Source organism: Halomonas sp. AOP13-D3-9 (genome assembly GCF_052379125.1).
Taxonomy (GTDB): Bacteria; Pseudomonadota; Gammaproteobacteria; order Pseudomonadales; family Halomonadaceae; genus Vreelandella.
Genome location: NZ_JBQSYH010000003.1, coordinates 1 through 18,791, shown reverse-complemented (window position 1 = coordinate 18,791; position 18,791 = coordinate 1). Strand labels below are relative to the sequence as shown.

At 55.7% G+C, this 18,791-nt stretch carries 16 protein-coding genes and 1 pseudogene; 6 read left to right on the top strand and 11 right to left on the bottom strand.

Annotation, left to right across the window (positions count from 1 at the left end):
* Positions 1 to 4: 4 nt before the first annotated feature.
* From ACT3UM_RS03815 to ACT3UM_RS03780, 8 genes and pseudogenes are all read right to left on the bottom strand, one after another.
* On the bottom strand, positions 5 to 871 hold the full coding sequence (locus ACT3UM_RS03815) for a DMT family transporter (RefSeq protein WP_498896272.1): 867 nt from the start codon (positions 869 to 871) through the stop codon (positions 5 to 7).
* A 163-nt stretch (positions 872 to 1,034) separates the two neighbouring features.
* A pseudogene (locus ACT3UM_RS03810) lies at positions 1,035 to 2,271 on the bottom strand (nucleoside recognition domain-containing protein).
* A gap of 89 nt (positions 2,272 to 2,360) precedes the next feature.
* Positions 2,361 to 3,698 (bottom strand): four-carbon acid sugar kinase family protein, encoded by a 1,338-nt coding sequence (locus tag ACT3UM_RS03805; protein ID WP_498896270.1) that lies wholly within the window; start codon positions 3,696 to 3,698, stop codon positions 2,361 to 2,363.
* A complete protein-coding gene (locus ACT3UM_RS03800; protein ID WP_498896268.1) occupies positions 3,695 to 4,963 on the bottom strand; it encodes a ribulose-bisphosphate carboxylase large subunit family protein in 1,269 nt (422 codons plus the stop codon). The genes ACT3UM_RS03805 and ACT3UM_RS03800 overlap by 4 nt, the downstream gene beginning before the upstream one ends.
* Positions 4,964 to 4,981: 18 nt before the next feature.
* Positions 4,982 to 6,256 carry a TRAP transporter large permease gene (locus ACT3UM_RS03795; RefSeq protein ID WP_498896266.1) on the bottom strand — a complete coding sequence of 425 codons (1,275 nt, stop codon included), beginning with the start codon at positions 6,254 to 6,256 and terminating at the stop codon, positions 4,982 to 4,984.
* Entirely contained in the window at positions 6,253 to 6,783 is a 531-nt protein-coding gene (locus ACT3UM_RS03790; protein ID WP_144811333.1) for a TRAP transporter small permease, read from the bottom strand. The genes ACT3UM_RS03795 and ACT3UM_RS03790 overlap by 4 nt, the downstream gene beginning before the upstream one ends.
* 65 nt (positions 6,784 to 6,848) lie before the next feature.
* On the bottom strand, positions 6,849 to 7,847 hold the full coding sequence (locus tag ACT3UM_RS03785) for a TRAP transporter substrate-binding protein (RefSeq protein WP_498896263.1): 999 nt from the start codon (positions 7,845 to 7,847) through the stop codon (positions 6,849 to 6,851).
* Between the two features lie 59 nt (positions 7,848 to 7,906).
* Positions 7,907 to 8,734, bottom strand: a complete 828-nt coding sequence (locus tag ACT3UM_RS03780; protein ID WP_498896262.1) for a phosphogluconate dehydrogenase C-terminal domain-containing protein — start codon at positions 8,732 to 8,734, stop codon at positions 7,907 to 7,909.
* Between the two features lie 233 nt (positions 8,735 to 8,967).
* On the opposite strand from ACT3UM_RS03780, the gene nanR reads away from it, so the two are divergent.
* Complete coding sequence (nanR, locus tag ACT3UM_RS03775; protein WP_498896260.1) at positions 8,968 to 9,678, top strand: transcriptional regulator NanR; 711 nt, start codon at positions 8,968 to 8,970, stop codon at positions 9,676 to 9,678.
* On the opposite strand, the gene ACT3UM_RS03770 is transcribed toward nanR, so the two are convergent.
* The 3 genes from ACT3UM_RS03770 to ACT3UM_RS03760 all read right to left on the bottom strand — a co-directional run bounded on the left by ACT3UM_RS03770 (position 9,675) and on the right by ACT3UM_RS03760 (position 12,354).
* Entirely contained in the window at positions 9,675 to 10,607 is a 933-nt protein-coding gene (locus tag ACT3UM_RS03770; RefSeq protein WP_498896258.1) for a LysO family transporter, read from the bottom strand. The two genes, nanR and ACT3UM_RS03770, sit on opposite strands and share 4 nt — an antisense overlap.
* A complete protein-coding gene (locus ACT3UM_RS03765) occupies positions 10,608 to 11,327 on the bottom strand; it encodes a hypothetical protein (RefSeq protein ID WP_498896256.1) in 720 nt (239 codons plus the stop codon). It lies immediately after the preceding gene.
* Positions 11,328 to 11,415: 88 nt separating this feature from the next.
* Positions 11,416 to 12,354, bottom strand: a complete 939-nt coding sequence (locus ACT3UM_RS03760; RefSeq protein ID WP_498896254.1) for a 2-hydroxyacid dehydrogenase — start codon at positions 12,352 to 12,354, stop codon at positions 11,416 to 11,418.
* Between the two features lie 305 nt (positions 12,355 to 12,659).
* Between ACT3UM_RS03760 and doeA the strand changes: the two genes are divergently transcribed.
* The 5 genes from doeA (at position 12,660) to ACT3UM_RS03735 (ending at position 18,741) form a co-directional block, all read left to right on the top strand.
* Positions 12,660 to 13,859 (top strand): ectoine hydrolase DoeA, encoded by a 1,200-nt coding sequence (gene doeA, locus ACT3UM_RS03755; RefSeq protein WP_498896252.1) that lies wholly within the window; start codon positions 12,660 to 12,662, stop codon positions 13,857 to 13,859.
* Positions 13,860 to 13,883: 24 nt separating this feature from the next.
* A complete protein-coding gene (gene doeB / locus ACT3UM_RS03750) occupies positions 13,884 to 14,915 on the top strand; it encodes a N(2)-acetyl-L-2,4-diaminobutanoate deacetylase DoeB (protein WP_498896250.1) in 1,032 nt (343 codons plus the stop codon).
* Between the two features lie 8 nt (positions 14,916 to 14,923).
* Complete coding sequence (locus tag ACT3UM_RS03745; protein ID WP_498896248.1) at positions 14,924 to 15,400, top strand: Lrp/AsnC family transcriptional regulator; 477 nt, start codon at positions 14,924 to 14,926, stop codon at positions 15,398 to 15,400.
* Between the two features lie 223 nt (positions 15,401 to 15,623).
* Positions 15,624 to 17,120 (top strand): NAD-dependent succinate-semialdehyde dehydrogenase, encoded by a 1,497-nt coding sequence (locus tag ACT3UM_RS03740; RefSeq protein WP_498896246.1) that lies wholly within the window; start codon positions 15,624 to 15,626, stop codon positions 17,118 to 17,120.
* A gap of 187 nt (positions 17,121 to 17,307) precedes the next feature.
* Positions 17,308 to 18,741, top strand: a complete 1,434-nt coding sequence (locus ACT3UM_RS03735; RefSeq protein ID WP_498896244.1) for an aspartate aminotransferase family protein — start codon at positions 17,308 to 17,310, stop codon at positions 18,739 to 18,741.
* The last annotated feature ends 50 nt before the right edge of the window (positions 18,742 to 18,791 follow it).

Here is an 18,791-nt window from a genome sequence, read left to right as displayed (position 1 = left end):
CCCATTAACGGGAGGAGAGACTCAACGCGGTGACGGTTATCAATATGATCCCCATGCCTACCATTTGAATAATACCCAGGCTCTCGCTTAACACCGCTACCCCAAACAGAGTGGCGGTGACCGGCTCCACCATGGCCACCATGGAAGCTAACGCCGGTGCCGCATGCTTAATGCCGACCACATAAAGCAAGAACGATAGACCCGCGCCCAGAATACCTAACACCACAAACAGCGGCAGCTCTGGAGCGTTAATAACGCTGATCACCTGGGGGATATCCGCTGGTAGTAGAAGGGCTATCGCTAATACGGTGAAGGCAATTGTGAGAACGGCGGATGGGCTGCCATGGGGTGCCGCATACTTAAAGCCAAAAATGAACAGCGCATAAGAGAGGCTGGCAAGCAGACCCGTACCCACACCCATCAGCGAGAGGTCGCTGGCGCCAATAGCATACAGTTTGGTTAGCAACACCACACCCACCATCACTAGTGCGATGGCGAGCCACTTGGCGGCGGTGGGTCGTTCAAGCTTGAGGGCAAATGAAACGAGATAGACAAAAACAGGGGCGCAGTACATCAAGGTGGCCGCGACCGCCACATTGCCATACTCAATACTAAGGAAATAGAACGTAAAGTTACCTGCCACGCCAAGGCCTGCCACGACCGACCAGAACCAAAGCTGCCTGCTGTTCAGGCCGCTATGGCTGCGTTGAAACAGTAGCCAAACAAGCGCGAAGAGAAGTCCTACAAACCCTCGATAAAATGACACGACAGCCGGATCCCAACCGCTGTCTAACAGAATGCCCGCGATTCCTCCGGAAATTCCCCAGAAAAAAGCGGCGAGCGCAATCAACATAGTGCTGGCGCCTGCCATATTTCACCTTTCATCCTTGAGCGGTTAACACCCGGGAGCGACGGCTGTTTAAACGCATTTCCTTTGCTTAACGATAGCTCTAGATCTGCTGCCTGCAGACCCTATTTTTACTCATATGAAAGGTAGACGCTGTGCTCTACAAACGAAAGCCTATTAACGCCGGTCAGCCAAAAAACCAGTAGCAGACTGCAATAGCGGTGGTAACGCCTGCGAAGTCTGCTACCAGAGCACAGCCCAGACCGTGGCGAATGCGAGTAATGCCAACGGCGCCAAAGTAGACAGCCAATACATAGAAAGTGGTCTCGGTGCTGCCTTGCATAGTGGCGGCGAGCAACCCTGGAAAGCTATCGACGCCAAAGGTGTCCATGGTTTCAATCATCATGGCGCGGGCGCCACTACCGGAAAGTGGCTTCACAAAGGCGGTGGGCAGCGCATCGACAAAGCGAGTGTCCCAGCCAAAGCCCTCTACTAGCCAGCGGATGCCACTAAGGCCTGCGTCCAATACGCCGCTGGCGCGCAGCACGCCGACGGCCACCAGCATGGCGATCAAGTAGGGCAGCAGGGTAATGGTAAAGCTTAGCCCTTCTTTCGCGCCTTCAATAAAGGCGTCATACACCCTCACACCCAGTAACGCCCCCACCACTAAAAACATCATCACGATGCTAAATAGCGTCAGGTTACCGACTAGTGTAGAGGCCGCGGCCAGCGCCTGCGCGGACATGCCTGATGCCTGCCAGCGTGGTAATCAGTAGCCCCAACGCTAGAGCAGCAGCTAATAAATAAGCTAGCACCACGGGCTGCCACAGTTTTAAGCGCTGCATCATCGCCACTGCCAAAAGCCCAGCCAGGCTAGAGGCCGTTGTCGCCAGCAAAATAGGTAAAAAGACCAGCGTGGGGTCGGCAGCGCCTTGCTGGGCGCGATACATGAAAATCGTTACCGGCAGTAGTGTGAGAGAAGACGTATTGAGCACCAGAAACAGAATTTGCGCGTTGCTGGCGGTCTCACAGCTGGGGTTAAGGCTCTGCAGCGAGTGCATCGCTTTGATGCCAATCGGCGTGGCGGCGTTATCCAGACCCAGGATATTTGCCGCGAAGTTCATACTGATCAGCCCCATAGCGGGGTGGCCGCGGGGCACCTCTGGCATTAAGCGGCAGAACAGCGGGTCGAGCACCCGCCCTAGCAAGCGAATCAAGCCCGCTTTTTCGGCAATCGAGAGAAACCCCAGCCACAGTGTCATGGTGCCCAGTAGCACCAAAATAATATCAACGCTTACTTCTGCCATATCGAACAGTGACTGCACCAAGCGGGCAAATACCTCGCTATCGCCACCAACCAACCACTGCCAGAGAGAGGCCGCAAAGGCCGCGATAAAGAAGCTTAACCAAATTCCGTTGAGCATGGGGAGTGGCATCCTGGGCAGCGAAACGAGCGATGACGCCAATCCTACCGAATTCAGGTCGCTACAACACTAGTGGGGGTAATAGACGCCTAGGCGTTGCCATCACGAATAGTCACAAAGTAGCTTTCACTGCCGATCTGTCCGCCTTTTAAGGCGACTTCCAAACCATCAAAGGCTGGCTGGTTGCTATGGGCGGTGCAGAGCGGCGAGCCCGGCGTTTCCGGCAGCGGTAGGCGCGTGGTTAGGGCGTGTACGCCAAGTTGGCTAAGCGCATGGCTGGAAGTGTCGCCCCCAGCGATCACTATGCGCTGAAGCCTATGGGCTTCTAACATTTGGCGTAATAACTGACCTAAAGAGCGGCCAATAAGGTGGCGTGCCTTTTCTCCGCCCTTACGCACTGCATCCGCATCGCTGTTTGGCCCCATGGCAGTGTACACAATGACGCTTTTGCCCTGATTGAGTGCCTCGATAGCCTCTTTCAATGCCTTGTTCATGGTGTCGGCATGCGTCCGATCGTCGATAAGTTTGACGACATCAATGGCAATGGCGCGAAATTCGTTGGTTTCCGCGTGGCGGATTTGACGGGCAGTTACTTCAGAGCAACTTCCTGAGACTACGGCAATTTGTTCAACCGCCCCGGGAGAGGAGAACAGTGGTGGGTTTTCGGGAATGAGCGCCTGCTTTCGCCAAGTATCTACTAGCGCGTATTCTACGGCGGATGAACCCACAACGTAGCTTCCATCGGGTAAGCGCGTTCGCCAAAGCTGTTTGCCCACTCTTGCCTGATGGTCGCGGGTCAGCGTGTCGTAAAGCAGTACGTCGTTTGAGCGGCTAAGCTGGTCAATCCGAGAATCGGTATCGGCTGATTCGATACACAGTACGTCGGCTAAACCGATAGAGAGCGCTGTCTGTTTAGCCAAATGAAGTCGTAAATCGGCTTCTGCCATGGGCGTCACCGGGTGGCGGCTCATTACCGGGTGGCGGTCAATACGATAAACCTCGCCATCGAAGGCGGCAAAATGTTGGCCAAAAACGGTGTAGCGCTTTAGCTGAGGGGCACCGACCACCAGCGGTACGCAGCTTTGCGCGAACAGGGCTTGGCCTATTTCCAGCGCTTTGCCGATATTGCCAATATCCGGTGCGCTATCGAAGGTGGAACACACCTTATAGTGACACAGTGAGGCGTTAAGGGATTGCAGCCATGCCAGGGCGTTGGTGAGGTGTGTTTCCATCCACTCAGGTGATTCGCTGCGGCTGGTACCCGCTAGGCCAATCGCTGGAAAATCGGCAAATGGAGCTAATTGCTCTTCGCTGGGCGGTGCCAGAAAAAGCACTGTTTCCACCCCGTTCAGGCTTAACGCTTCCATCACATCGGTCGAACCAGTAAGGTCATCGCCGTAATAGGAGAGAAGAAGAGGCGTGCTCATACGCTAAAGGTCTCCATGGCCTGGGCAAGTTCTCTGTGATCACGAGCATAGGTTGCCAGCGGGATGCCCGCCATGGCGGCTTGCCACGCTTGGCGCAGGCTGGCGACCCCGCCAGAAATGCCGCCGGGGTGAGCCATGATGCCGCCACCACAGCAGTAAATCAGATCGCTATTGCCAAGTGCCTGATAGGTATCAGCCACTTGGGCGGCGCTTTGCCCCGAAGAGAAGACCGGCATAATCTGATAACCCGCCGTAGGCGCCTCAAACATCGCTGTTTGGCAGGCGCGTGCGCTGTTAATCACGCTGTCGTCCTCTTCGCTGAATTTATTGCGCAGACCATTAACGTGGATATGATCCACCCCCGCTAGCCGCCACAGTTTATGGTAAGCGTCAAACGCCATCCCCAAGTGAGGTGAACGGCTTAACATGCCCCAGCCTGCGCGGTGGCCATGCAGCGCTACCTGGCAGTGGCGGCGCAAATGCACGACACCTGCTAAGCCAACGCTGTTAATGGCGACCATGACGCAGCTGCCGCCAGCAGCCACCACGTAGTCATGCTGAGCGCGCATCTCGTCGATATCACCACTGATATTAAAGGCGTACATCACCTTTTTGCCGGTGCGCTCTGCATGGGCGTTGATGATGGGCATGACAGCATCGACCCTCGCGCGTAGCGGGCTATGGGGGCCGTTGGCCTGCAGCTCGTCGTCTTTAATAAAATCAATATCTCCCGCCACAAGTTGCGCCACCATGTCAGCAGTTTCAGCCGGAGATAAACCCACGCTGGGCTTAATAATGGTGCCTATCAGTGGGCCGTTGGTAATGCCGGTTAGCTGTCGTGTGCCCGCCATCCCAAATTGTGGGCCAGGGTAGGCGCCTGCGAAGGCGCTGGGTAAGTCGATATCCAGTAGCTTCAGTGCGGAAAACTCTTTGAGTTCAAACAGGTTGCCCGCAACGGTAGACACTAGATTCGGCAGAGAGGGGCCCATGTTTTCTAGAGGCCAGGAAAGCTCCACTAGTGCGCGCTGAAACAGAGAGTGGCCTTGCGGCGCCAGATCTTCTCGCATGGGTAGCGAAGGTGTCTCAACCGCCTCCAGTGTCTCAATGTTTTCGACAACCGCCCCATGGGCTTCTCGCAAGGCGTCGGTTTCATTGGCTAAGCGGGTAAAGGTGCCGGACGACTGCTCACCGGCCATAACCTGAGCCGCATGTTCAACCGGGTAGGGCGTCTCAATCAGGTAGCGGGCGTGAATACGTGTGCTCATCAATTAGACTCCGGCAGCTTAAAAAAGAAGATCGCGTAGAAACAGCGAGATCATCGGCACATAGGTAATCAGCATCAGGCAGGTGATGATGGTGAGTACCGGCGGCAGCAAAAAGCGAAATAGCTGTTCAACGGGTAGCTTGGCTACTTGCGCGGCGGCAAAAAGATTCACCCCTAGAGGCGGGGTAAACATACCCAACGCTAAATTCACGACGATCACGATGCCGAAATGCACTGGGTCAATGCCAAACCCAATCGCAATGGGGGCCAAGATGGGGGCAAGAATTAAAATGGCGGCGGAGGTTTCGATAAACATTCCGACCACCAGTAGCAACATATTGATGGCTAGTAGGAAGGTGTAGCGATTATCAAAGGTGTTTTGTGCCCAGGCGCCGATGTCACTAGCTAGTCCAGAGCGTCCAATTACAAAACTAAGAATCGAGGCCGCGGCGATAATCAGCATGATCGAACCTGCCGATAGCGCGCTCTCGCGAAAAATACGCGGCAGATCACTTAGTTTGATGGTGCGATAAACCACCATGCCTAAGAACAGCCCATACATCACTGCCACCGCGGAGGCTTCAGTGGGGGTAAAGATGCCACCGTAAATCCCACCAATGATAATGACCGGCATTAGCAGAGCGAGAAAGGCACTGCGAAATGCGGGCCAGATGGACGAGCGTAAATCACCATCCTGGGTGCCGTAGCCTTTTAAACGGCACCAAATAACGACCATTACAATCAAGGCTAGCCCGATCATTAGGCCGGGGCCAAAGCCAGCGAGAAATAGCTGTGTAATGGAGGTTTCTGTGCTGACACCGTAGAGGATCAATGGTACGGAAGGCGGTATGATGATACCCAGTTCCGCAGAAGAGGCCTGGATAGAGGCAGCCATCGGCGCCGGGTAGCCACGGGCTACCATGGCAGGAATCAAGATGGCGCCAATGGCAAAGGTGGTGGCCACACTGGAGCCCGAGATGGCGGCAAACATCATGCAGGTAACCACGCAGGTGCAGGCCAGGCCGCCCTGAATGCCGCCTACCAGTGAGCGGGCAAACTCGACCATGCGGGTGGCAATACCGCCGTTGCTCATTATATGGCCGGCTAGAATAAAGAACGGCACCGCCATGAGCGGAAAGCTATCCAAGCCCACGAACATGCGCTGTGGGACGACCATGAGTGGAACGCTGCTGAAGAAATAAAGACCAATCACTGCGGTTAAGGCGATAGCAACCGCAATCGGTATCGACAAGGCAAACAGCGCGATCAACGCTGAGCTGATTGCCAGATTCATGGTGTTTCTCCTACATCAGGGCGGATAGGGCTCGTCCTGTGCTGCCCGTGATGATGCTGATACTCGACACTGAGCTGGCGCGCAACCACTGCGACGATGGCGACGGCACAGCCAGTGGGTATAGCGGCATAAAACCAGGACATAGGAATTTCGAGCATGGCAATTTGTTGTCCAGAGACGCGTAAGGTGATCAGGTACCCCTGCCAGACAAGAATTGTGAGTAGTGTTAATACGGCGGCGCATACCAAACGCTGACCATAAATGCGCAAACGCGGCGGCAAGCGATCAAGGAAAAGGTCAATGGAGATCATGGCGCCATACCAAAAAGCCGCAGCACTGACTAAAAACACGCTCCAGACAATTAATCCTCGCGCCAGGATTTCTGACCAGGCAGCGGGGTCGCCGAGAATAAAACGGGTAAAGACTTGGAAGGAGACTAAGGCCACCGCAATGGCGAGGAGTATTGCAGCGAGATTATGGCTGAGCTTGATGAGCCCCTGGGCCAAGCTATTCAGTAGCGACAACATAAGCGTAAACCTCATCGTCGGGGAGAAAATGCCTCCCGTAAGGGAGGCATGCAGCAGAGGAAGGCTCACTCGGTTGCGCGGATACGCTCTAGTAGTTCACTGCCATACTGGTCGGCGTAGCGTTCGTAGGCAGGTTCGGCGGCGGCACGGAACTGCTCGTAGTCGATCTCGGTCACCACTTCCATGCCGTTACTGCGCAGCAGATCAACGCCTTCCGCTTCGATACGCTGGACGGCATCACGTGAGGTTTGAGCGGCTACCTGAGCCGCTTCTCTGAACCAGCCTTGCTGCTCTTCACTCAGGTCGTCCCAATAGATCTTGGACATTACTAGGGCAGTGGGGGAGTAAACATGGCCAGTCAGCGTCAGGTAATCCTGGATCTCCCACATATTATTCACGGTCAAAATGGGTATCGGGTTTTCTTGGCCGTCGATGGTGCCTTGCTGAAGGGCCGTAATGACTTCTGTCCAAGAAATGGGCGTTGGTGCGGCGCCCAAGGCTTTGAAGGTTTCCAGGTGCACCTGATTCTCCATGGTGCGAATCTTCATGCCTTCCATGTCTTCGGGCGTTTTGACCGGGCGCACGCTATTGGTGAGGTGCCGGAAACCGTTTTCCGCCCAGGCTAATCCGATTAAGCCTTCGTCTTCGAACTCCTCCAGCAGTGATTGGCCAATCTCGCCATCCAGCACTTTATGGGCGTGATCGTAGTCGCGGAATAGGAAAGGAAAATCCAGAGCGTAAACCGAGGGGACGAAATTACCGATAGGGCCGGTGGAGGTTAGCGTCAGCTCCACTGAACCGATCTGAAGGCCTTCAAGTACGTCGCGCTCGCCGCCTAATGCACTGGCAGGGCGCAGATTGATTTTAAATTCACCGTCGCTAAGCCGGTCAATCTCTTCGGCAAACGCTTGGCCTGCCTCACCATAGTGGGAGTTGAGTGGCGGCGTGAACGCTAGATTCATCTCTTGAACGGCAAACGCTGAGGTGCTGGCGGTCAGTACAAGGGCTGAGGCGAGGGTGGCCGCAATGCTGACTGATATTTTGTTGAGCTTGTAAGAGGTCATGTTCTACTCCAGTTTGTTGTAATTAGCGGTAGAGCTGAGGTGTTTAAGTCGCATTAACCCTAGGTAATACGCCGAATGCTTTCGGCAATTTCCTCAGGCTCAAATACGCGTTTCCAGTCATCGCGCATCAACTGGGGTTTGCCATTTTCAATCGCTTTATTGCAGGCATCGGAGAATACGCCGGGCTGCTCCTCGAAAATGACTGCCGCCAGAATATTCATATGGCCGAGTAAAAAGTCGCGCGCGCACTCTTGGTCAACGCCGCGGGCAACGACTTCATCCATTGCTTCGCGCATTACTACCAGCAGCGTGGCGCATACGGTTTCAGAAAGTCCGGGCTCAAGCAGTGCCATCTGCTCAACCGACACTCGATGCGAGCGAACCACCGGCGCATAAATGGTTTTCGCGATCGCTTCACCTAATGCATAAAGCTCTTCAGGCCCCTGCATCAGGGCATTGACGATGTGCTGCTTAGCCTTGGCGCCGCCAAAGTAGTCACGCTTGGCATCTAGATCCGTTTCATCATTGAAGATCGGTGGGTGGCAAGGGTGCGTCACGAAGTAGACCAAGTCGTCACGGCTGGGCAGGTGGCCGGCAAAAGGGGCGGCGGCATCCAGGGTGATCACCATGGTACCGCTGGCCATTAGTGGCGATAGCTCTTCGGCGACGCGGCCCACTAGCGTGTCGGGAACCGCTAGTATCACTACTTGAGCCTCGGGAACTGCCTGTTTGGCATCTACGCAACTGATTCCGAGGCCTTCCAATAGGCGCTGGCGGCCTGCGTCACTCAATTCAACGTGGCTGACGGCGTAATCTGACGGTTGCAGGTTGCTCGACAGGCGATAGCCCATTTTTCCGCCTGCGCCGATAAGGGCAATGTTGGTCATAGCAGACTCCAATGAAGGGGTTGCATGGCGCTAGCCATGTGTTGGCCGAGGGTCTAAAGGGAAAGAGCTGATTGCTCGGCAACTGGTATGATGACATAATATCTATAGCAGTCTGTCAAATGCTGCTTTGGTCGTATTTAAGTAAATTTTGCCCATTTGCAGTAGTGCAGCGTTAGACTGCTGACGCTCATTGGATAACCAAGCCGCTGTTTGGCTTGTTAGGAGAAACCGCCGTGCAACCAGCCCCTAAAATCACTCGGCGCAAGCTGTCAGATGAGGTGTTTGATCGACTGTATGAAATGATTGAAGCGGGCCAATACAAGCCTGGTGATGCGCTGCCTTCCGAGCGCGAGCTGATGGATAGCTATGGCGTGGGAAGACCGGCAATCCGTGAGGCGATGCAAACACTTGAGCGTATTGGTCTTGTCGAGATAAACCATGGTCAGCGCCCTAAAGTACTGCAGCCGACGGCGGTAGGATTGATGTCGCAGATCGATTTAACCGCTCGTCATATGCTCGCTAGCTCGCCACAGTCGCTTGAACAACTTAAAGAGGCACGCACCTTCTTTGAACTGGGCATGGTGGAAAAGGCGACAGGTCAGGCCTCCGCGCAAGACATTGCTCACTTAAGAGAGCTGTTAGAGCAGCAGCGCGGGCATTTAAATGGCGATGCTCAAGCCTTTATCGAGGTCGATATGGCCTTTCATACCGCCATTGCCGGGATAACCCGCAATCCGATTTTTATGGCGACTAGCCAAGCCATGCTGGGTTGGCTGGCGCGTTTTCACGCTAGTTTGCTGCACTGGGAAGGCAACGAGGATATTACCCTGCTGGAGCACGCCAAAATTATCGACTGTATCGAGCAAGGCAATAAGCGGGCTGCTGTAGAGGAGATGCGCAAACACTTAGAGCGCGCACGTTTGCTTTATAGCCTGAATAGTTAACCCGAAAGCGAGAGAAAAAACAGAATCAGCGGTGGTGACAGCAGCGAGAGAATAAACCCGCTGACCACGGCAATAGGCACGCAGGCTACGCCGCCGTGCTGCTGAATGACGGGGAGGGTGAAGTCCATGGAGGTGGCGCCGCCGTAGCCAATGGCCAAGGCGGTGTGGCGGTGGATGACCAGCGGAATCAGGATAAACGCCAGCAACTCACGGGTGAGATCGTTGAAAAATGCCACGCCACCCATCAATGGGCCAAGCTGGTCGCCAATCAAAATGGCTGAAAGCGAGTACCAGCCAAAGCCTGATGCCATCGCTAGGCCTTCGTTCCAGCTTAGCGAGAGCAGTGGGGCGGCGGCTAAGCCAGCTAACAGCGAACTTAGCGCCAGCGTGATGGCAATCGCCAGCCCCATGCGATTAAGTAATATTTGCCTGAGTGGCATGCCGGAGTTACGCAGTTGGCAGCCGATCAGCGCTAGCAGTACATAGAGTACCCATTCGGCCAGTAAATCTGCGGTGTTGAAAAGTCTTTCGCCCAGGTGTGGCCCCAGCAGCAAGCCAGTGATCACACCCCCAGCCACCACGGCGACCAATAACAGCGACCCCTGCATGGCCGCCAGCTTGCTGGTGGGGGCGTCTTTGACCACCGGCGAGTTGCCTGCCTTAAGCGTTAAACGGTGCGATAACCACCATAGCGCTGCTAAATTAAACAGGGTGGTAATGCTAAACAACAGCAAGGCGTTGCCGCCCAAGCGTGAAAGCTGACTAGACAGATTCTCAAGGCCGGCAAGGCTTATACCCATGAACAGTAGAATAAGATAGACCGAGCTATTAACCGCTCGATTGATCAAGTTCTGTAACTGTGCGGAACGGACGCGAACTAAGTAGCCCAATAAAAGTGGTAATAGAACGATCAATAAACCTGAAAACATTTAGGGCGTCGCGCCCCCGTTTGGGTTGAAGTTAGTCAGTGTCAGCTGGGTTTCACGGCTGCCCTCTTTTTGGTACACCACCGATAGAATCAGGCCGGGCCAGTCAGGGTGAAAACGGATCTGTAGCAGGCGGTTAGGCTTTTCCATATCGATGAGCGATACGTTGAGTGCTTCGAACTCGTCGCCCGGCATCCCAATGCTACTAGGATCAGTTACCCGCTGCTTTTCAACATAGTATTGGAAATGCTCATCACGCCCTTTGTGATCGACAAACTCAATATCGCACGGGGCGCTCTCTGTGCACTCTTCGTGACCTGCTCGGCGCGATAGGTCAAAGAGCGCCGTCTGCCGGTCTAAGGTGGGAATATCACGTTCGCTCAGTTGATAACTGTCGCCCACGCCCAGCAACGAATAGCTACTGCTATAGAGCAACGCGTGGGTATCATTGTTGTTCAGCGAAAAACGGCTGAACTCCTGGCCGCGCGCCACGGTGACCGAAAAGCGCATATCGCTTAACCAGTGATTTCCTTCGTTAGAGAGACGATGGGTAATAGTCGCCCCAGGCCAACCGCGAACCTCTAGCCGGTACTGTGCTTCAAAGGGACGAGGGTCTTTAAGTGTGTCTGCTGCTAACGCCATATCGCTGGAACACAAGACGGCAAAACTCAGCCCCATACCTGCTAGCAAGCGGCTAGGCAGTCGTGCGAGAACATTGACCAAGAGCCTTCCTCCATAAAAACGTATCTTCCTAAGAGCCTTGAGACTGCACTTGGTTCCCAGCGCACCAGTATAGCCGGTGGTAGCGTCGTCAGTAACCTGCCTCGGGGTTTATCGTGGAGAGTTTTTCGCCTGATTCAAAGGCATGCAAGTAAGAGATCACTTGGTCGATGGCATCATTCAGCGGAGTGGGTGCCGCCATATGCGGTGTGACGATTACCTTGGGGTGGTGCCATAGCGGGTTGTCAGTGGGCAACGGCTCTTCATGAAATACATCCAGCAGTGCACCTCGCAAGTGGCCTGTCTGACCGGCGCTTCTTCCCAGCGCATCCAACAGCGCCTGCTCATCAATTAAGCTGCCACGACCAGGATTAATCACGCTGGCGCCCTGGGGCAGTTGGGCCAGTCGCTCGGCGTTGAGAATATGCTGGGTGGCGGCCGTGTCAGGGAGAATAGTGATCAGGCTTTGCACTTGGCCGAGCAGTTCGGTTAGCCCATCATCGCCGTGAAAGCAGTGTACGCCGCTGATCTGTTTGGGGGATCGGCTCCAGCCCAGCACTGGGAAACCAGCCTGCTGCAGAGCGCTGGCCACAAAACCGCCAATGGCCCCTAACCCTAATACACCTACAGGCCATTGCGCCTTCTCTACCACTTCCTGCGGCTGCCAAGTGGTGCTTTGCTGCTGTTCCGCGTAACGATCCATGCTGCGATAGAAGTGCAGTACGCCATACAGAGCGTAATCGGCCATCAGCTCGCCCATGCCTGCGTCGCGTAATTTTACAATGGGCACATCGCTGGGTAGTCCTGGGGTTTTCAGCAGGTAATCCACCCCGGCGCCTAAATTGATAATGCCTTTAAGCTGGGTCTGCTCTTGCAGCAAGTGGGCGGGGGCTTTCCAGATAGCGAGATAGTCCGCACCTTTTCGCTCATGCGCTGGCGCCTCGCTGGTCAGCACAGTGGCTTGGGGCAATGCTTCCGCAAGCGCCGCTTGCCACTGATCAGCCTCATCAATATGCACAACAATTTTCATCGCCATCCCCTCTTGATAAAAGTGTTATTACTGCAAGCTATCATGGTGAGCCCTAGAGGCCGTTGCAAGCTTGCTTAGTGCAAATATCGATGCCGTATGCACTTTTTGTCATAAAGCCTTTGACCGCTGACCAAGGGTCGGTGCTAGTATCGGCTTAAGACGACATTGGCGGGCCTGCTGCAATGGCAGCAGATGCAACCCCGACGCCTGATCGGTGGTGGCCAGGTCGATCCTGTGGCCCAGCGTTGCGTGCCTATAGTGGGCAGTACGCTGGTTCTTGGTGATCTTTAATGGCGAGTTGCCCGATGACTCAGGTTTCCCTGCCTTTCACGCGCGAAGAGTATGCTACCCGCCTGTGGAAAGTGCGTGCTGAAATGGCCAGTCGCGGCATTGACGTATTGATCGTCAGTGACCCTTCCAATATGGCTTGGCTAACCGGCTACGACGGTTGGTCGTTTTATGTGCATCAGTGTGTGCTGGTGGGCCTTGAAGGCGAGCCGGTATGGTTCGGACGTCGCATGGATGCCAATGGTGCCCTGCGCACATGCTGGATCGACCCTGACAATATTACCTACTACCCGGATTACTACGTACAGAATCCGGATATGCACCCGATGGAGTATCTGGCGCAGTCGATTATGCCTGACCGCGGCTGGCATCTGGGCGTGGTAGGCATGGAGATGGATAACTACTACTTCTCCGCCAAGGCCTATTTAAGCCTGCTTAAAGAGCTGCCCCATGCGCGCTTTATGGATGCCAACTCGCTGGTGAATTGGTGCCGGGCGATCAAATCGCCGCAAGAAGTCGAGTACATGCGCATTGCCGCCAAAATTGTCGAAGGCATGCACACGCGTATCCTGGAAGTCATTGAACCTGGCTTGCCGAAGAGCAAGCTGGTCTCGGAAATTTATCGCGTTGGCATTGAAGGCTTTGTGGATGAGAACGGCAAAGTGTTTGGCGGTGATTATCCCGCCATTGTGCCCATGTTGCCCACCGGCAAAGACGCCGCGGCGCCGCACCTGACCTGGGACGACACGCCGTTTCGCAAAGGCGAAGGCACTTTCTTTGAGATTGCCGGGGTGTTTAAGCGCTACCACGCGCCGATGTCGCGCACTGTGTACTTAGGGTCACCGCCGATTGACTTTATCCGTGCAGAATCCGCCCTGCTGGAAGGCATCGAAAACGGACTGGCGGTGGCCAAGCCCGGCAATTGCACGGCGGATATCGCCATGGCGTTGGGTGCAGCGATGGATAAATACGGCTTTGACCGCGGCGGCGCTCGCTGTGGTTACTCGATTGGTCTTTCTTACCCGCCCGACTGGGGCGAACGCACCATGAGCCTGCGTCCCTCGGATGACACCATTCTCAAACCTGGCATGACGTTCCACTTTATGCCGGGGCTATGGGTAGAGGAGTGGGGCTTGGAAATTACCGAGAGTATTTTAATTACTGAAGATGGCTGCGAAACCCTGGCCAATTTCCCGCGCCAGCTGTTTGTTAAGTAGCGGATTGTAAAAAAGGAACATCCAATGACCGATCAACCAAGCCAACTGCGGCCTAGCCCGATTTCCGCCACCGTTGATTTTGATGCCGATGGCGTGCAGCACGGCTTTTTAAAGCTGCCGATCTCTACCGATGAGTCTGCCTGGGGCGCGGTGATGATCCCCGTGACCGTGGTGAAAAACGGCGACGGCCCAACGGCGCTTTTGACCGGCGGTAACCACGGCGATGAGTACGAAGGCATCACCTCGCTGTTGAAGCTCTCTTCAACGCTGAAGGCAGAAGACGTGACGGGGCGGGTGATTATCGTGCCGTGCATGAACACCCCGGCGGTGATGGCGGGCAAGCGCACCTCACCGATGGATAAAGGCAACCTTAACCGCAGCTTTCCCGGCGACCCCAACGGCAGCGTTACGCCACAAATCGCCGACTACTTTACCCGCGTATTGGTGCCCATGGCGGACGTAGTACTCGACCTGCACTCCGGTGGCCGCACGCTGGACATTCTTCCGTTTGGTGCATCCCACGTGCTGGATGATAAAGCGCAGCAGCAGGCAGCTCTGGAAGGTGCCAAAGCCTTTGGTGCCCCTTACGCCATGGTGATGTTTGAGCTGGATGCGGAAAAACTCTTCGACACCGCCTGCGAGCGCCAGGGCAAAGTATTCGTCGCCACCGAGCTTGGCGGCGGCGGCACCTCGACGCCGCTGAGTATCGCGATTGCCGAACGCGGTGTACGCAACTTCCTGATTCACTACGGCCTGGTAGAAGGCGAAGTGGCAATGCCTGCAGGCGGGCAGATGTACCTCGATATGCCCGATGCCAGCTGCTACGTGCAGAGCCAGCACTCGGGCGTGCTAGAACTGTTGGTCGCGTTGGGGGACGAGGTGAAAAAAGGCCAAACCATCGCCTACGTGTACGATATGACCCGCAGCGGCCCCGAGCCGGTGGCCTATAAAGCAGAGCGCGACGGTATTTTAATGGCTCGCCGTGCGCCCTCGCTGATCAATATGGGGGACACCCTGGCGGTGATCGCCGATGTTGTTGAACGCCTGGAGGCGTAACGTTCATCGTGATGAAACTTGACCGTTACGATCTGAAAATTCTCGACATTCTTTCCCGCGACGGGCGAATCACCAAGTCGAAGCTGGCCGAGGCGATCAACCTCTCGGTCAGTCCCTGCTGGGAGCGGGTAAAGCGGCTGGAAAATGCCGGGGTTATCCAGGGCTATAGTGCGCGCATTGACGCCGACGTGCTGGTGCCACGCAACCCGGTTTGGGTACAGATAGAGCTTAAACAGCACAACGCCGAAAGCTTCACCCGCTTTGAAGCCCTGGTGATGAAAACGCCAGAAGTTACTGAGTGCGTCGCAGTAGGCGGCGGGGTCGATTATCTGGTGAAGTTTGAGGCGCGCACTATCGATAGCTACCAGCGTTTGATGGATAAGTGGCTGGTCTCGGAAGTCGGTATCGAGCGCTACTTCACTTATATCGTGACGAAGACCGTTAAGCGGGTGCCCATCGGTATTGATACCGATGATGTACTTTAAAACACACCTTTCATTATTCTGGCTAGCCCACCAAAAAAAAGCACTGTTAAACGACTACTGACAAAAAAAGTCGCGCGATAAGCCTCGGTTTTCAAAAACACTTCGTGGCCACTCTCCGTTAACCTGGGGGCATTCGACGGCAAGGCTAATAAGTGCTTGCTGACAATGCCACACAGTGATTGCAGTGCTCGGTTAGCCAGCCTGCATTTGAGGAGAGGTTCCCATGACCACACTATCGGCCACGCTCGCAAAGCGCTTGGAAGATCCGCGTCTGTTCCGGCAGTACGCCTACGTGAACGGCAAGTGGACCCACGGGGAAGGCGGACGCGAAGAAGCGGTTTATGACCCTGCCACCAACGAAGCCATTGGCCATATCCCGCTGCTGGAAGCCGAGCAAATTACCGCTGCGGTGGATGCGGCTGAAGTCGCTTTTGTTCAGTGGCGCGCCCTGCGCGTTGATGAGCGCTGCGAGCGTTTGCTGGCGTGGTACGACCTGATACAAGCCAACCGTGAAGACCTCGCCACTATCATGACGCTGGAGCAGGGCAAGCCGTTGCCCGATGCCCGTGGTGAAGTTGAGTATGGTGCCAGCTTTGTGCGCTGGTTTGCCGAAGAGAGCAAGCGCACCTATGGCGAGACTATCCCTAGCCATATCCCGAACGCATCGCTGGGCACCATTAAAGAGCCGGTGGGCATCGCGGCAATGATTACGCCTTGGAACTTCCCGTTGGCGATGATCACCCGCAAAGCCGCCGCTGCGCTGGCGGCGGGCTGCCCGGTGATCGTCAAACCTGCCAATGAAACGCCTTACTCGGCGTTGGCGCTGGCAGAACTTGCCGAGCGCGCAGGTATTCCAGCGGGCATTTTTAACGTGGTGCTGGGTGACCCGGCGGAGGTCTCGAAAATTCTCTGCGCTGAGCCGCGCATTCGGGCGCTGTCATTCACCGGCTCCACCCGCGTTGGCCGCCTTCTGATCGAGCAGAGCGCGCATACCGTCAAGCGTCTGTCTTTGGAGCTGGGGGGCAACGCGCCGTTTATTGTCGGGCCGGATATGGATCCCAAAGAGGCTGCCTACGCGGCCGTCGACGCCAAGTTTCAAACCGCGGGGCAGGATTGCCTGGCAGCCAACCGCATCCTTGTGCACGAGTCCATTCACGATGAGTTCGTTGCGCAGTTCGCCGAACGTATGGCCGCACTCACCGTGGGCAACGGCTTGCAGGGGGAGATCGATCTTGGCCCGCTGATACACCGCCAAGCAGTAGAGAAAGCCGCAGCGATTGTCGATGACGCCATTTCTAAAGGCGCCACCATGGTCGGCGGCGACCAAAGCCAAGCGCCCGGTGAGAACTTCTTTATGCCGGTGATGCTAACCGGCGTAACGCCTCAGATGAAAGTGTGGCGGGAAGAGAACTTCGCGCCTGTGGCCGGTATCACTGCTTACAGCACCGACGACGAAGTCATCGAAATGGCCAACGACACCGAGTACGGCCTGGCCGCGTATATCTACACCCACGATATTCGCCGTATCTGGAAGCTAATGCGCGCACTCGAGTACGGTATGGTCAGCGTCAACTCAGTGAAGATGACCGGCCCGCCGGTGCCTTTCGGCGGCGTTAAGCAGTCCGGTCTTGGCCGGGAAGGCGGCGCCACGGGTATCGATGAGTACCTGGAAACGAAATACTACTGCCTGGGCGCGCTGGGTTCAGTTTCTGGTAGCTAGATTTGAGGAGAACAGCATCGCGCGCTGAAGCGCCCTCCCACAATACCCGTTCAGGAAATTGAGCTGTTTCTGTGGGAGGCCGGCTGCGCCAGGCGAAGGCACCGCTAGGTGCCCAAGAAATTCGTTAGTACCCAAGATAAAATACCTCCCCACTTTTTGGGGAGGTTTACCGTATAGAGAGAACGCTATGAGCTTGCATCAGGATTTGATCGAACGCGACCGTAAAGTCACTTTCCACGCCTCTACCCACCTGCGCGACTTCGCCCATGGCGATGCGCCGGGCCGAGTGATTACCGGCGGTAAAGGCATCAATATCGTGGATAAAGATGGCCGTGAATTTATCGATGGCTTTGCCGGGCTTTACTGCGTCAACATCGGCTACGGTCGCACCGAAGTGGCCGAAGCGATCTATAAGCAAGCGTTGGAACTCTCTTACTACCACACCTATGTGGGTCACTCCAACGAGCCGCAGATCGAGCTCTCCGAGCGCATTCTGAAAATCGCCGGGATGAATATGTCCAAGGTGTACTACGGCATGTCCGGCTCGGACGCCAACGAAACACAGCTCAAGATCGTACGTTACTACAACAACGTGCTGGGCCGCCCGCAGAAGAAAAAAGTCATTTCGCGCATGCGCGGCTACCACGGTTCGGGCATTGCTTCCGGCTCGCTGACCGGCCTGAAAGCATTCCATGACCATTTCGATCTGCCGATTGACACCATTCGCCATACCGAAGCGCCGCACTACTATCTGCGTGCCGCCGAACAGCACGGTATGACGGAGCTTGAGTTCTCCGCCTACTGCGCCGAGAAGCTGGAAGCCATGATTCTGGAAGAGGGCCCGGATACCGTGGCCGCCTTTATTGGCGAGCCGGTGCTGGGTACTGGCGGTATCGTACCGCCGCCGGAAGGCTACTGGGATGCGATTCAGGCCGTACTGGCGAAGTACGATGTGCTGCTAATCGCCGATGAAGTAGTGTGTGGCTTTGGCCGTACCGGCTCTGACTTCGGTAGCCACCACTACAATATGAAGCCTGATCTGGTCACTATTGCCAAAGGCCTCACCAGCGCTTATCAGCCGCTGTCTGGCGTGATTGTTGGCGAGAAGGTGTGGCAGGTGCTGGAGCAAGGAACCGGTGAGTATGGCCCCATCGGCCACGGCTGGACTTACTCCGGTCACGCGCTGGGCTGCGCGGCTGGCCTGGCCAACCTGGATATTATTGAGCGAGAAAACCTGGTGGGCAACGCGGCAGAAACCGGTGCTTACTTTCAGCAGCAGCTAAAAGCTAACTTCGAAGGTCATCCTCTGCTGGGCGACGTTCGTGGCGTTGGCCTGATGGCGGCACTGGAATTCTCACCAGATGCCAAACAGCGCCTGCACTTCGATCCGACACTCAAAGTCGGCCCTCGTGTAGCCGCCGCCGCCATGGAAGAGAACCTGATTGCCCGCGCCATGCCCCAAGGCGACATTCTCGGCTTCGCACCGCCGCTGACCATCAATCGTGATGAAGTGGACGAGATGATCGGCCGTGCCAAGCGCGCCATTGATCGGGTGACCGATGAGCTAGTGCGCTCTGGTGACCTGAAAAGTGGAGAAAAAGAAGCCGCGTTTACGGTTTGATCGCCTGTTTTAGCCTGCTAAGCGCCGCTGCCTGTGCAGCGGCGCTTTTG

What these genes read in the sequence shown, in the direction of transcription:
- ACT3UM_RS03805 (WP_498896270.1), bottom strand. Translation starts at nt 3,698, where the DNA reads ATGAGCACGCCTCTTCTTCTCTCCTATTACGGCGATGACCTTACTGGT.
- ACT3UM_RS03785 (WP_498896263.1), bottom strand. Translation starts at nt 7,847, where the DNA reads ATGACCTCTTACAAGCTCAACAAAATATCAGTCAGCATTGCGGCCACC.
- ACT3UM_RS03800 (WP_498896268.1), bottom strand. Translation starts at nt 4,963, where the DNA reads ATGAGCACACGTATTCACGCCCGCTACCTGATTGAGACGCCCTACCCG.
- ACT3UM_RS03740 (WP_498896246.1), top strand. Translation starts at nt 15,624, where the DNA reads ATGACCACACTATCGGCCACGCTCGCAAAGCGCTTGGAAGATCCGCGT.
- doeA (WP_498896252.1), top strand. Translation starts at nt 12,660, where the DNA reads ATGACTCAGGTTTCCCTGCCTTTCACGCGCGAAGAGTATGCTACCCGC.
- ACT3UM_RS03770 (WP_498896258.1), bottom strand. Translation starts at nt 10,607, where the DNA reads ATGTTTTCAGGTTTATTGATCGTTCTATTACCACTTTTATTGGGCTAC.
- ACT3UM_RS03795 (WP_498896266.1), bottom strand. Translation starts at nt 6,256, where the DNA reads ATGAATCTGGCAATCAGCTCAGCGTTGATCGCGCTGTTTGCCTTGTCG.
- ACT3UM_RS03780 (WP_498896262.1), bottom strand. Translation starts at nt 8,734, where the DNA reads ATGACCAACATTGCCCTTATCGGCGCAGGCGGAAAAATGGGCTATCGC.
- ACT3UM_RS03790 (WP_144811333.1), bottom strand. Translation starts at nt 6,783, where the DNA reads ATGTTGTCGCTACTGAATAGCTTGGCCCAGGGGCTCATCAAGCTCAGC.
- ACT3UM_RS03760 (WP_498896254.1), bottom strand. Translation starts at nt 12,354, where the DNA reads ATGAAAATTGTTGTGCATATTGATGAGGCTGATCAGTGGCAAGCGGCG.
- ACT3UM_RS03815 (WP_498896272.1), bottom strand. Translation starts at nt 871, where the DNA reads ATGGCAGGCGCCAGCACTATGTTGATTGCGCTCGCCGCTTTTTTCTGG.
- ACT3UM_RS03735 (WP_498896244.1), top strand. Translation starts at nt 17,308, where the DNA reads ATGAGCTTGCATCAGGATTTGATCGAACGCGACCGTAAAGTCACTTTC.
- doeB (WP_498896250.1), top strand. Translation starts at nt 13,884, where the DNA reads ATGACCGATCAACCAAGCCAACTGCGGCCTAGCCCGATTTCCGCCACC.